This is a genomic window from Olleya namhaensis (assembly GCF_900114005.1).
GTDB classification, from domain to species: Bacteria; Bacteroidota; Bacteroidia; order Flavobacteriales; family Flavobacteriaceae; genus Olleya; species Olleya namhaensis.
Genome location: NZ_FORM01000003.1, coordinates 133,479 through 147,177, shown reverse-complemented (window position 1 = coordinate 147,177; position 13,699 = coordinate 133,479). Strand labels below are relative to the sequence as shown.

15 protein-coding genes are annotated in these 13,699 nt (G+C 31.8%); 3 read left to right on the top strand and 12 right to left on the bottom strand.

The window, feature by feature from the left end; all coding sequences use genetic code 11:
- Nucleotides 1–242 precede the first annotated feature (242 nt).
- From BMZ09_RS06315 to BMZ09_RS06305, 3 genes are all read right to left on the bottom strand, one after another.
- Complete coding sequence (locus BMZ09_RS06315) at nt 243–794, bottom strand: NUDIX hydrolase (RefSeq protein WP_090838631.1); 552 nt, start codon at nt 792–794, stop codon at nt 243–245.
- A gap of 1 nt (nt 795) precedes the next feature.
- On the bottom strand, nt 796–1,962 hold the full coding sequence (locus tag BMZ09_RS06310; protein ID WP_090838628.1) for an aminotransferase class V-fold PLP-dependent enzyme: 1,167 nt from the start codon (nt 1,960–1,962) through the stop codon (nt 796–798).
- 77 nt (nt 1,963–2,039) lie between these two features.
- Nucleotides 2,040–3,128, bottom strand: coding sequence for a M42 family metallopeptidase (locus BMZ09_RS06305; protein WP_090838626.1), 1,089 nt, complete (start codon nt 3,126–3,128; stop codon nt 2,040–2,042).
- Between the two features lie 121 nt (nt 3,129–3,249).
- Between BMZ09_RS06305 and BMZ09_RS06300 the strand changes: the two genes are divergently transcribed.
- Together BMZ09_RS06300 and trhA are read left to right on the top strand one after the other, a co-directional pair.
- The gene (locus tag BMZ09_RS06300; RefSeq protein ID WP_090838624.1) at nt 3,250–3,936 is read left to right on the top strand and encodes a DUF4294 domain-containing protein; all 687 of its coding nucleotides are present in this window, start codon (nt 3,250–3,252) and stop codon (nt 3,934–3,936) included.
- Nucleotides 3,936–4,562: a PAQR family membrane homeostasis protein TrhA gene (gene trhA / locus BMZ09_RS06295; RefSeq protein WP_090838622.1), complete on the top strand. Its 627-nt coding sequence runs from the start codon at nt 3,936–3,938 to the stop codon at nt 4,560–4,562. Before BMZ09_RS06300 ends, trhA begins: the two co-directional genes overlap by 1 nt.
- Here the strand turns inward: trhA and BMZ09_RS06290 are convergent.
- From BMZ09_RS06290 to BMZ09_RS06265, 6 genes are all read right to left on the bottom strand, one after another.
- Nucleotides 4,559–5,236 (bottom strand): aspartate/glutamate racemase family protein, encoded by a 678-nt coding sequence (locus tag BMZ09_RS06290; RefSeq protein ID WP_090838620.1) that lies wholly within the window; start codon nt 5,234–5,236, stop codon nt 4,559–4,561. The genes trhA and BMZ09_RS06290 overlap by 4 nt on opposite strands.
- On the bottom strand, nt 5,233–6,180 hold the full coding sequence (locus tag BMZ09_RS06285; RefSeq protein WP_090838617.1) for an L-histidine N(alpha)-methyltransferase: 948 nt from the start codon (nt 6,178–6,180) through the stop codon (nt 5,233–5,235). The genes BMZ09_RS06290 and BMZ09_RS06285 overlap by 4 nt, the downstream gene beginning before the upstream one ends.
- A gap of 2 nt (nt 6,181–6,182) precedes the next feature.
- Nucleotides 6,183–7,331, bottom strand: coding sequence for an ergothioneine biosynthesis protein EgtB (gene egtB / locus BMZ09_RS06280; protein WP_090838615.1), 1,149 nt, complete (start codon nt 7,329–7,331; stop codon nt 6,183–6,185).
- Between the two features lie 362 nt (nt 7,332–7,693).
- Complete coding sequence (locus BMZ09_RS06275; protein ID WP_090838612.1) at nt 7,694–8,122, bottom strand: DUF4268 domain-containing protein; 429 nt, start codon at nt 8,120–8,122, stop codon at nt 7,694–7,696.
- Between the two features lie 74 nt (nt 8,123–8,196).
- The gene (locus BMZ09_RS06270; protein WP_090838610.1) at nt 8,197–8,868 is read right to left on the bottom strand and encodes a ZIP family metal transporter; all 672 of its coding nucleotides are present in this window, start codon (nt 8,866–8,868) and stop codon (nt 8,197–8,199) included.
- A gap of 17 nt (nt 8,869–8,885) precedes the next feature.
- Entirely contained in the window at nt 8,886–9,617 is a 732-nt protein-coding gene (locus BMZ09_RS06265; RefSeq protein ID WP_090838608.1) for a class I SAM-dependent methyltransferase, read from the bottom strand.
- Between the two features lie 169 nt (nt 9,618–9,786).
- Between BMZ09_RS06265 and BMZ09_RS06260 the strand changes: the two genes are divergently transcribed.
- Nucleotides 9,787–10,947: a THUMP domain-containing class I SAM-dependent RNA methyltransferase gene (locus BMZ09_RS06260; RefSeq protein ID WP_090838606.1), complete on the top strand. Its 1,161-nt coding sequence runs from the start codon at nt 9,787–9,789 to the stop codon at nt 10,945–10,947.
- A gap of 36 nt (nt 10,948–10,983) precedes the next feature.
- Here BMZ09_RS06260 and BMZ09_RS06255 read toward each other — a convergent pair whose 3' ends face one another.
- From BMZ09_RS06255 to rlmD, 3 genes are read right to left on the bottom strand one after another with little or no spacing between them, the layout of a single operon-like run.
- On the bottom strand, nt 10,984–11,736 hold the full coding sequence (locus BMZ09_RS06255) for a DUF6048 family protein (RefSeq protein ID WP_090838604.1): 753 nt from the start codon (nt 11,734–11,736) through the stop codon (nt 10,984–10,986).
- Nucleotides 11,702–12,223 carry a DUF6452 family protein gene (locus tag BMZ09_RS06250; RefSeq protein ID WP_090838602.1) on the bottom strand — a complete coding sequence of 174 codons (522 nt, stop codon included), beginning with the start codon at nt 12,221–12,223 and terminating at the stop codon, nt 11,702–11,704. Before BMZ09_RS06250 ends, BMZ09_RS06255 begins: the two co-directional genes overlap by 35 nt.
- A gap of 12 nt (nt 12,224–12,235) precedes the next feature.
- Nucleotides 12,236–13,648 carry a 23S rRNA (uracil(1939)-C(5))-methyltransferase RlmD gene (rlmD, locus tag BMZ09_RS06245; protein WP_090838600.1) on the bottom strand — a complete coding sequence of 471 codons (1,413 nt, stop codon included), beginning with the start codon at nt 13,646–13,648 and terminating at the stop codon, nt 12,236–12,238.
- Nucleotides 13,649–13,699 lie beyond the last annotated feature (51 nt).

The following is a 13,699-nucleotide window of genomic DNA, read 5'->3' as shown; positions in this document are numbered from 1 at the left end:
AATTTAAAACGGACACATTTTGTCTGTTTGATAAGTAAGTTTGCTGTAGGAAAGATAGGGAACAGATAAATTTAACCAAATTAACTGATTTTTTCTAAATATTCATGGTGTAAAAAATAACAGTAGATAGGGAAGCTATTAATCTAAAGGGACTTGTTATTTTATTATGGATGGCATATAAAAACCTCAACTTGTAAAAGTTGAGGTTTTTGCTTTTAGGTACTATTTTTAAATAGTATTATTTAAGTTATTCTATTTAAAATAGCTTCTGAGACTTTTATGTAATAGTCGTAATTACTTGCTACAAAATGCCCATTAGTTTTACTATTTTCTAAAAGATCTAAAAAATCGTACATACTAACTAGTTTTAAAGCGTTGACCTCTTCCTCTTGAGGTATTAGAGACACAATAGGGAGGTGTAACGGAACAATGTAAGTATTATGAAACTCGTTGTCCTTTATCCCATTTGGATAGCTTTGAAAGCACTCAAAAACACCAATTTTTTCTAAATCAGTCTGTTTTATTTTTAAACCAATTTCTTCCTTAATTTCTCTTATGGCCCCATTCTCGATAGATTCTCCTGCATCAATGTGCCCAGCAACAGATACATCCCAAAGTAATGGATAGATTGATTTTGATGCTGCACGTTGTGCGAGTAATATTTGACCCTCATCAGTATAAAACCAAATGTGTGCGGTATTATGTAAATAACCTTTAGTATGAATGACAGATTTTAAAGCGGTCTCTCCAGTTGGAAGTCCATTTTTGTCAACAATATCAATTGTTTCGTCCATGTTAAGTTGTTTTAATTAAAGCTGAAAAGCAAGCGATTAATGTTTTAAAATCTTCAGTTGTATTAAAAACATGACTAGACAATCTAATGTAGTTTCCCCGGAAGGAAACATAAATATTATGATTAGCCAATGTTTGTTTTACACGTTCTGGCGTTATGTTTTCTGGTAATTTAATGCCGAATAAATGATGCGTTCTAAAATCATCATCTTCAATCTGAAATCCTAATGCTCTTAATTCTTGAACAGCTTTTTGTGTTATTGTTTTACAATAGTGTTGGATGGCTTCAGGTGTCCATTCTAAAACTTGCTGTAGTGCTGCGATTTGCATTTTTACGTTTAAAAAGCTGGCACTTTCTCCTGCAGAATAGCGATTGGCTAATGGTTTATATTGTTCTTGGTAGTTTGTTAAGCCTGAAAAGTTGTCGCTATCTAAGCGATTAGTCCAATTTTCTTCAAGCGGAATTCCGTTATCAAACGTTTCACTAAAATAAGCATAACCACAACCATACGGACCAAATAACCATTTGTAGCCTGCACAAATCAATGCATCGGGTTGTAACTCTTTAACAGAGAATGGTAAAGCGCCAATACTCTGGCTACCGTCAATAATTAATAAGGCTTCGTGTTGTTTAGATTTTTCTCGTATTTTTTTTAAATCGAATAACGTTCCGTTAGACCAATGGATATGTCCCATGGCTACCACAGCGGTATTAGTATTTATAGCTTTTATGATATCTAAATTCCATTGTTGACCAATGTTTTCTTCATCTAAAGGTGCTTTTACAACTCTAATAGTTGCTTGATATTGATCTGCTAATCTTTTCCAGGAATAGTAATTACTAGGAAACTGCTCGTCAATAATCAAAATTTCGTCGGTTGGTTTTAAAACAATATTATTTGTCACTGTTGCAATACCATAGGATGCTGACGGAATTAAAGCAATACGGTTATAATTGTCTTCATCAATAAGTTGTGCAAATAAGGATTTAAGTTGTTTAACGGGTTCAAAATAATCAGAGCCCGTTATTAAGTAAGGCCTTCTTTTTTGTAGTAATCCATCTAATCCGGCTTGATGCATCGTGTTAAATGCAGGCGATTGCGACGCGATATTTAAATACGTGACGTCTTCTGGTAAATCAAATAAGTGTTTTTGTTGTTTTAAATGCATAGTATAAAGATAAAAAAAAGCCTCAAAAAGAGGCTTTAATTGTTTTATGTTATTTGTATTTAAATGATCAAAACTGATTATTTAAAATAAGAAAATGTTTCACCATCTTCAATTTTAAGTAATGTTTCATAAATTAATTTAATAACGTTTTCTACATCATCTTGGTGTACCATTTCTACAGTCGTGTGCATGTAGCGTAATGGTAAAGAGATTAATGCCGATGCAACACCACCATTACTGTATGCAAATGCATCAGTATCAGTTCCTGTTGCTCTACTTAAAGCAGCACGTTGAAACGGTATTTTATTATCATCTGCAGTATCCGTAATTAAATCACGTAATTTTTGTTGTACAGCAGGCGCATAGGCAACTACAGGACCTTTACCAATTTCGACATGACCTTGTACTTTCATGTCAATCATTGGAGTAGTAGTATCATGCGTTACATCTGTAACTATTGCTACGTTTGGTTTGATTGTTTCCGCAATCATTTGTGCACCACGTAAACCAATTTCTTCTTGAACCGAGTTGGTTATGTAAAGTCCAAATGGTAATGTTTTCTTATTTTCTTTAAGCAAACGTGCTACTTCAGCAATCATAAAACCACCCATACGGTTATCTAAAGCACGACAAACAAATTTGTCTCCGTTTAAAATATGAAACTCATCTGGATAAGTAATGACACATCCCACGTGCACACCCATTTTTTCAACTTCTTCTTTGTCTTTAGCACCAACATCAATAGTAATGTTATTAGGCTTTGGTGCTTCTTCTTTAGCTTTATTACGTGTGTGTATTGCTGGCCATCCAAAGACACCTTTTACAATACCGTTTTTAGTATGTATATTAACTATTTTACTAGGTGCAATTTGATGATCACTACCACCATTTCTTACCACATAAATTAATCCGTTATCAGAAATATAGTTTACGTACCATGAGATTTCGTCTGCATGACCTTCAATTACAACTTTAAATTTAGCATCAGGATTAATAACCCCAACAGCTGTTCCGTAGGTGTCAGTAAAAAACTCATCTACATATGGTTTAAGGTAATCCATCCATATTTTTTGACCATCCCATTCGTATCCTGTTGGAGACGCATTATTTAAATATGTTTCTAAAAAGTCCATTGACTTTTTATTAAGTATGCTTTTTGTTGCCATTTGATTTAATTTTTGTCTAAAATAAGAATATTCACACTTTTTAATCGTTAGCAAGACGTTAATTATTAATTTTGTGCAATAAAATGTTCTATTTTGGAATAGTTTTAGCAGTTAAGTCACTATGAAGTATATTATTTGCCTTTTTTTATGTCTCCCTTTTGGACTTTTTGCACAGGAAGTTAATGAGGTTGTAAAAGATTCCACAGAGGTAGAGTACATTATTATTGCTGGAGATTCTATCCCACATACTTCTATTTATTTAGATGAAGTTATGCTTTTGGATAAGCTAAGTTTTAAAGATAAAGCAGACAGAAGACGTTATTATATTTTAAGACGAAAAACAATAAAAGTGTATCCATATGCTAAGTTGGCAGCAGACCGTTTAAACGCATTAAATACTAAATTGAAAACGTTGACTAAAAAACGCGAGAAAAAGAAGTACGCTAAAAAAGTCCAAAAATATATAGAAGAAGAGTTTTCTGAAGAGTTAAAAAAGTTAACTAAAACGGAGGGTCAAATTTTAGTTAAATTAATACATAGACAAACCGGAGATACAGCCTTTAACTTGATAAAAGAGTTACGTAATGGATGGCGTGCCTTTTGGTATAATAGTACGGCGTACTTATTTAATATTTCTTTAAAACGTGAGTATGACCCTGAAAACGTAGAGGAAGATTATTTAATCGAAGATATTTTGGTTAGAGCCTGGCAAAGAGGAATACTTAAATTGGTAAAATCGCCTTTAAATTTTGAATACTATAAGTTATCCAATAAATGGGAAACAACAGATAAATCTAATAATAACTAATGCGTAAGCAAACCCCTTTTGAAGAAAAACTAAATGCATTAACACACGGTATAGGTGCTGTTTTTGGTATTGTAGCACTAGTGCTATTGATGGTTTTTGAAACTAAAAAAACAGAATACAGTTTGTTTAGTGTTGTGGTATACGGTTTATCAATAATCATTTTATTTACAGCGTCAACACTATATCATATTATTACTGAAGAAAAAAAGAAACACTATTTTAGAATTGTAGATCACGTTAGTATTTATCTGCTAATTGCGGGAACATATACGCCAGTTTTACTTATTACTTTAGAGCAAAGTTTAGGTTGGACATTATTTTATACCGTCTGGGCAATTGCTGCTTTTGGTGTTGTTTTAAAACTGTTTTTCACAGGGAGATTCAACTTTTTTTCCACACTATTGTATTTAGTTATGGGCTGGTTAATAGTGTTTGATTTTGCAACGCTATCAAATATTTTGGAGCCTAACGGTATTGTATTACTTATGGCAGGAGGCTTGTCTTATACTGTCGGTATTGTATTTTATGCTATCGAGAAAATACCATACAATCATGTTATTTGGCATTTATTTGTTTTAGGAGGTGCCATTTGCCATTTTTTTATGATTTTACTTTACGTGATTTAAACGGACAATTCTATACCTGCCTTAATTTGTAATAAAGCCATGTCTACTAGCGTATCCTTTTTAAATTTAGTGGACCATATCGATAGCTCCGTGCAGGCAACCAATACAATACTGTTTTTACTGTATTTTTCCATAAGTGCTTTGTACTCTTCAAAATCGGTATTAGTTTCAGAATAATTATATAATTTTTTACGACAGTTATCAATTGTAATTTGATCAGATTTAGATGGCAATGTTACCGTAATATTTTCTGAACGTAATTGATTAGTAATATAATCCGAGCTCATTGTGTATAAAGAGCCAAAAACGATCACGTTACTTATATTTTGAGCTTTTAGGTGTTCTGTGCTTAACGTTATAGGATGAAGTATAGGCTTGTCAAATTGTAATTGATCTATAGTTTCATGTAAAGTAATATTAGGTACAATACAGCTATGTACATTGTCCTTAAAAAGTGATGTTATTTGTTGTTTAACAACGGGTTTAAGTGTATTGAATTGATTTGGTAAATACGGATTTATAGTATTAAAATCTACAGTATGTGTAATAGAAGGGAAGGTATGATAATCGCCTTTTAGGGTGTGGAATTGTGTGTTCAATTGTTCTAAATAAAACAAAGTACTTCGGCTTCCAAGCCCTAATATTCCTAATACTTCTGATTGTTTTTTAATCATTTTTTATCCAATATATAATCTGCGAAATAAGTATTACTATCCATTAATTTGTCAATAACTTGTAATGATGTATTCTTTAAATAAGAGTTTAAAATGGTATCATTATATTTTCTAGAGGTCTCTGTATGTACGCGTTCTCCTTCCATAAAATGGAATGTTTTATTTAAGCTTTTAACCGTAACATTTTGATTTGTTGTGCTTACTATATAACTTCTGGCTATACCTTCTTCTTCTGTGTATTCTGGTTGGTGTATAAAGGTGTTCGTGTCAAAATCTGCACCTAATTCGTTATTAATTCTATCTAATAAGTTTAAGTTGAAACGTTTGGTTATTCCTTGACTATCATTATAAGCAGGTAGTACAATGTCTCTAGATTTAATAAGGTCTAAACCTAATAAAACTTTATCATTTGGTCTTAATGAATCTGATAATTTAGAAAGAAAATCTTCCGCTTGTACATCACTTAAATTACCAAGATTTGAACCTAAAAATAAAATTATTTTAGGATGATTAGATTGTTTTAATGATGCCAAAACATTAAAATAATCACCTTGTTTGGTGGTTGTTTTAACGTTAGGTAATTCTTTGTTTACACTTTGCTTTAATTGGTCTAAGGCATTTTGAGAAATATCTATTGGCACATAATTAAAATCGTAATTTTCAGTATCTAAAACTTTTAATAGTTCTTTTGTTTTGGTTCCGTCTCCAGCTCCAAGTTCTATCAATTCAAAAAAAGTATTTTTATTAAGTTGTAGCGCTTTAATGATATTTTGGGTTTGATTTTTAAAGATATCAAATTCAGCTCTAGTCAAATAATACTCGGGCATATTCATAATATCTACAAATAAAGCATCTCCTTTTTTATCATAAAAATATTTGGATAAAAGGTATTTGGGTGTGCTACTTAGACCTTTATCTACGTCGTTTAAAAAATTGTTATTCATATTTATTTAGCTAGTCTAATGCCTGAAAATTGCCATTTAGTTTGTGGAGGAAAAAAGTTTCTGTAAGTTGGTCTGCTGTGGTTTTTGGATGTAGCAGAAGATGCCCCACGAAGCACCATTTGGTTAATCATAAATTTACCATTATACTCGCCAACAGCACCTTTTGCTATTTCAAAATTAGGATAAGGTAAGTAAGCGGAATTGGTCCATTCCCAACGCTGTCCCCAATTTAAGTTTTCAGAGGCTATTTCCCATTCAAACTCTGTTGGTAAGCGCATACCTTTCCAAAAAGCAAATGCGGCAGCCTCATAATAAGATATGTGCGTTAAAATGGCATCCGGATTAACTGGTTTTAAACCAGACAGTGTATAATGGTGCCAAGTTGCGTCTATCTTAACCCAATATAAGGGTTTGTCAATTGCGTTGTGATTAATCCAATACCAACCTTCGTCTAGCCAATAATTAGCGGTTTGATAGCCTTTGGCTTCAATAAACTCAATATATTCTTTATTAGTTACTAAGGCTTTACTAATACTGTAGGGCTGAAGGTAGACTTTATGTAAACCTAGCTCATTATCAAAAGAAAACGAATCTGTGTTATGTCCAATACTGTAAACACCCTCTTGTATTGATAACCAACCGGATTCTGTATTGGTGGCTTCAATCAAATTATGGTCTGTATATTTTGGATTAATTGGATTTAAAGAAAACGTGTATTTTAAGTCGGTAAGCAATAACTCTTGATGTTGTTGCTCATGATTTATGCCTAAAACAGTCAATTTTACAACTTCTGGATCCGCTGCTGTTTCTAAAAGCTGAGTCATATGTTTATCCACATAAGCACGATATTTAAAAATCACATCAATACTTGGACGTGTAATTAAACCACGGTTATGACGCTCTATACGTTTACCTATGCTATTGTAATAACTATTAAATAAAAACGAATACTCACTGTCAAAAACAATATAATTTGGATAAAACGATTTCAAAATCATTTCTTCAAAAAACCATGTGGTATGTGCAATATGCCATTTAGGCGGACTTGCAAAAGCAGCAGATTGTGGTGTGTAATCTTCTATTTTTAGAGGATTACAAATAGTTTGAGTGTAATTTCGAGTGTTTTGGTAGTGTTGTAATATGGTATCCATGCTTCTCAAATATAACAAGTAATTGGCTAAAGGTTTAATTATTAGTCCGAATTTAAATTTATTTTAACGTTATTTTACACATCAATACTATTGGTTTAAAAAGAATAAATATATTTTTAAACCAATAATTAAACGTGATATATAGCGTATGAAAATAACACTAAAACTGTTATTTGGTATTGAGGAAACTTTGTCAATTGACTATAACTAGTACTGTATACCATTTACTTTTAAAAAGATTAAAATAGTAAAACGTACTGTAATTAATCTTTTTAAAATAAAACACACAAATACTAAGTCGTTATTTTTAATTGTACCTAACACAATTAAAACAGCTATTTTTGATAAAAAATGGAGTAGGTTTAATCTTCTAGAATATCTTTATACTCTTCAAAAAAGTCTTCAAAAAGCGCCATGTGTGTATTAAAAAACACCATTACTTCTTGCCAAGAGTTTTTGTTATGTATAGATACTTTTTGCTCTAAGGGCACATAAATTCTAGAGATTTCTTTTCCATTATCTAGTATATATTCTTCGTCATAAATAGCTTCGGGAAGATATTGATCTAACAAAATAGATTTTAGAGATACTAGTTTTTCCCAGTAATTAATGCGGTTTTCAAGATCATCTTCAAGGTCTAATGTTACAAAAGCTTTTTTATTATCAAAATAAAACTTGAAGCTTAAGCCTTTTAGTTTAGTGTTGTATAGGGTCCATTTTCTTGGAAAAGATTTTCCAAAACTAGTCCAAAACAACTCTTTTATCTCTCTTGATTCTTCTTTTGAAAACATAGATATATTACTGTATTAACACGGTTAAAGTTTATAAACGTGTTAGTTTATATTTTTATAAGGTTAACGCTTCGTTATATTAAATAGGCAATTATAATACCTAAAATAATGGTACTTAGTTTAGCTAAATTAAATTTATGCCCTTCGCTACTTTCAAATAAAATGGTGGTACTAATATGTAAAAATATACCAATAACCAAAGCAGAAACTTCATAATAATAGTTTTCAAAAAACTGAAATTGCATTGATAAAAACACTCCTAAAGGCGTCATTAATGCAAACAGTAATAAAAACATAATACTTTTAGACTTGCTTAAGTTTGAAGCTAGAAAAAAGGTTGATAATATTATAGCTACAGGTAGTTTATGGATAATTACACCATAAATTAAATGGTCATGTGCCTCGATAGGGATGCCTTCTAAAACACTATGTATACTTAAACTTATAAATAATAACCAAGGAAAATCAACACTACTTTTGTCAATATGGACATGACCATGTTCTGCTCCTTTAGAGAAAAACTCTAGTATAATTTGTAATAATATACCAATCATGATAAACAAACCAATAGGTTTATCAAAACTATTATACACTTCAGGTAAAAAATCAAAAACGGTAATTGACAGTAAAAAAGAACCACTAAACGCTAGTAGTAATTTAAGACTGCGGTTATGTTTAGGCTTAAATAATAAGACTATTAAATACCCTAAAACAACAGCTATAATGGGAAAAATAAAATTTTGCATTTGTTTTACTAAATTACTTACTTGATAATCATGATTAAGCGATCAGATGTTTTTTTATGAAATTTATTTAATTTATAATCTCCAAAAATATCTAATAAATAAACACCGGCTTGTTCAAACAAAGCTTCAAAATCAGCTAAGCTAAAAGCTTTAACACGCTCTTGAAACTGATACTCTTCGCCATCTGCCGTAAAGCTAATGTCTTTAATAATGTATCCGTTTTCTACTCGTCTTTTTTGTAAAAAGTCAATACCCTCTACCGTTTTAACGTTTTCGGGAACCAGGTTGTCAATAATAAACTCGGTATTCATAAAATCAATAACACCAAAACCAGAATCGTTTAAATTGGCTTTAATAGCTTTTATAGTCGCTAAATTGTCAGATTCGTTTTCAAAATATCCAAAACTAGTAAACAAATTAAACACAGCATCAAAAGTTTCGCCGAAAGGCTCACACATATTATGCACTTTAAAATGCAATGTGTCATTTTCAAATTGCTTAGCATGATTAATACTGTTTTCTGATAAATCTGCACCAGTAACATTGTATCCAATCGAGTTTAAATACAGCGCATGTCTACCTTTACCACAAGCTAAATCCAATATTTTACCTTCCTCAGGAAGATTTAAATATTCCGTTAAACTAGTCATAAAATGCTCAGCTTCAGTATGATCTCTATCTTTGTAAAGTATGTGGTAAAATGGACTATCAAACCATGATGCGTACCATTTTTTATCGTTTTTATTCATATTTTATTTTTGGGGTTTAAACTTCCGCTTAAGCTACAGTTTATCAGGCTCTCACAACTCGCTCTCTCCGAGGAGCTCAAACAAATTGCTCCATCCTTAACCCAATTATTTATAAAGGTTATATTTCCGGCAAAAATAGAGTATTTTTGCAAAGTATTAGACGAAAAGAATGGAAGAAAATTTCAAGATGGTTGCCAAAACTTTATTTGGCTTTGAAGAGTTACTAGCAAAAGAGTTAACACAATTGGGTGCGCGCGATGTAAAAATCGGTGTTCGTAACGTGTCATTTGTTGGGGATAAAGGATTTATGTACAAAAGTAATTTGGCTTTGCGTACAGCAACAAAAATTTTAAAACCGATACATAGTTTTAAAATTCAAACAGAAAAAGATCTATATGATCAGGTTTATAAAATGGACTGGACGCCTTATTTGAAGTCGTCAGGAACATTAGCTGTTGATGCTACAATAAATTCTACGGTGTTTACACACTCTTTATATATAGCACAAAAAACTAAAGATGCCATTGTCGATAAGTTTAGGGACGAAACTGGAGAGCGTCCAAATGTAGACTTAAAGTTTCCGGATGTTAAAATTAACGTCCATATTGATAGGGAAGAGTGTAATATTTCCTTAGATTCTTCTGGAGATTCTTTACACAAACGGGGTTATAAATTAGCAACCAATATTGCACCTATTAACGAGGTGTTGGCAGCAGGGATTATTATGTTGTCAGGTTGGGATGGACAATCCGATTTTATAGACCCAATGTGTGGTAGTGGAACTATTTTAGCAGAAGCTGCTATGATTGCTTGTAATATACCACCAAATTTAATGCGTAAAGAGTTTGCTTTTGAGCGTTGGAACGATTGGGATGTAGATTTATTTGAAAAAATAGAAGAGTCTTTAATTAAAAAGACTAGAGATTTTCATCATAAAATAGTAGGCTATGATAAGTCTCCAAGTGCAGTTACAAAAGCTAAGGAAAACATTGCAAATGCGCACTTAGAGGATTTTATAACAATACAGCACGAAGACTTTTTTAAGACACAAAGAGGAGGGGAGTCAAAATTACATATGGTATTTAACCCACCGTACGGAGAACGTCTTGATATTGAAATGGAGAGCTTTTACAAGAATATAGGAGATACTTTAAAGCAGAATTATCCAAATACAGATGCTTGGTTTATTACTTCTAATTTAGAGGCTTTAAAACATGTTGGTTTAAGACCATCAAGAAAAATCCATTTAATGAATGCTATGTTGGAATCACGTTTAGTTAAATACGAGATTTACGCAGGAAGTAAAAAAGGAAAGTACATGAATAAGTAGTTATTACAAATAGCTAATAAAAAAAAAGGAAGTTGATTAATTATCAACTTCCTTTTTTGTTTTTACACTGTTTTTGTTTTTCTTAAAAAGCGGTATTAGATAGGAAACACTGTATCCGTAACCAACTCCGATACGACCAGAATCAAACGTTTTGTTAAATCCAGGAACAAATAAATTTTCAAAATCTACAGGTTGGTCTTGCGTAATCATTCCTTTTAATTGCGCATTAATACCAATATAAAAATTAGTAAAAACTTCAGCTTTAATTCCTAATATTAATTCAACCCAAATGGCAGACAAGCCACTAGATTCTATTGACTCTGTTGATGAGAATTGAGGTTGCCAATATTGATTGGTAGAATAAACAGTGTAGCTAGTTCTAGTTTGACTAAAAGTACTAGCTCCAATTCTAAAACCTGAATAAATCATATTATCCGCTCCTGCCCAATTATCATAAAGGTTATAGTCAAAACCAACTTTAAAGTAGCTTCCTTTAGCAGTAACATCTAAAAAGTCATTGGTGGTTGTTTTTTCTTCATTACCAATTTCTCCCGCAATAAATAGATCTTTAGTCAAACGGTAATCACCATTAATTTCAAAACCAGAATAGTCATCGTCTAAAGCTGTTCTAATTAATTTACTAGCGTCTGTACCTAAACGCAAACCATAGCGCAGTTGGATACTATCTTTTTTGATTGCGACCTCTTCTTTTTCTTCTTGTGCGTGTAATGTTATACTACAGCACAAAAACAGACTAATGATAAAAGAAATAGTGTGTTGTTGTTTCATCTTCAATTGTTAAATTATCATTTTCTGGTTGTGCAAATATGATCCAATTAGCATCCGTACCTCCATCTATTGTTACTACTACATTTTTAAATATAGTTTTATAACCACAAGCTCTAGAGACATAAACGTCTTCCGTAGCGTAGGTTATAGTAACTGTATCTGTATTACCTGAGGTAATATTACCATCGTCATCTAAAACTGTATTACGGGTTAAAGAAAATGTTGTAGTATCTGTGTCTGTTCGTAATGGTAACACAACTTGGTTTACGGTTGCAACATTATAACCATCTAAAACGTCTTCATTATCCTGACCAATTACATATAGGTTTGTTGCATTTTTCCTACTGTCCTGCGCATTATTGTTGTAAAAATCAATAATTAGACTTGGCGTTGTAGGTGTTGTTTCTGGACATAAATCGTCACGCTCACAAGTCAAAAGACTAAACGAGGCAACCAATACTACTAAGTAAAGTTTTAAATGTTTCATTTACGTTGTAAATTATTTCTTTTCTAAAAGTACAATATTTTCTACATGGTGTGTTTGCGGAAACATATCTACAGCTTGCACTTTAGTAATGTTATAGATGTCTTTCATTAACTCTAAATCTCTAGCTTGCGTCGCACTATTACAACTTACATATACTATTTTTTGTGGCGCAATATTTAGTATTTGTTGTACCACATCTTTATGCATTCCGTCTCTTGGTGGATCTGTAATAATAACGTCTGGTTGACCATGAGTATTTATAAACTCTTGGTTAAAAACGTTTTTCATGTCTCCTACAAAAAACTCGCAATTTGTAATATTATTGCGTTCAGCATTTTCTTTTGCTGCACTAATAGCATCTGGTACAGCTTCTACACCAACCACTTTTTTAGCTTTTTTAGATACAAATTGAGCAATAGTTCCGGTACCTGTATATAAATCGTAAACTAATTCGTCTCCTTTTAAATCGGCAAACTCACGGGTTAGTTTATATAACTCGTAGGCTTGATTAGAATTGGTTTGATAAAATGACTTCGCATTTATCTTAAATTTCAAACCTTCCATTTCTTCAAAAATATGATCTTCACCTTTAAAGCAAATTACATCTTGATCGTAAATAGTATCGTTAGCTTTTTCGTTAATAATATATTGTAATGATGTTATTTCTGGAAAAGTTTCGGCTACATAATTTAAAAGCAATTCACGTTTTGCAACATCTTCTTTAAAAAATTGAATAACAACCATTATATCGCCTGTAGAAGACGTACGTATCATCATAGTACGTAATAAACCGGTTTGGTTTCTAGTATTAAAGAATTCTAGTTCATTTTTAATAGAAAAATCTCTAACTGCATTTCTAATAGCGTTAGAAGGATCTGCTTGTAAATGACATTTTTTAATATCTAATATTTTGTCCCACATTCCAGGAATATGAAAACCAAGTGCATTTCTGTCTCCTAAATCTCTATCAGATTGTACTTCTTCTAAAGTTAACCATCTAGCATCGCTAAAAGAGAACTCCATTTTATTTCTATAAAAATATTGTTCTGCAGACGGTAGGATAGGAGTTACTTCTGGCAACTCTAAATGACCAATTCTGGTTAGGTTATTTGTAACTTCATTTTGTTTGTAATATAATTGGTGCTCATAGCCCATATCTTGCCACTTGCAACCCCCACAAACGCCAAAATGCTCACATTCTGGAGTTGTACGTTTATCACTTAATTTATGAAAAACAGTGGCCTTACCTTCAAAATAAGACTTACGTTTTTTAAATGTTTGTACATCTACTATATCTCCTGGTACTGCGTTTGGTAAAAATATAACACGTCCATCAGGTGCTTTAGCTACAGTCTTTCCTTTAGCTGCAGCATCTAAAACTTCTACATTAGTAAAAATTTGTTTTTTTGTATTTCGTCTTGCCATAAGTGCAAAAATATCAAAAAAAAACTGCTCTAATGTTTTAGAGCAGTTTTA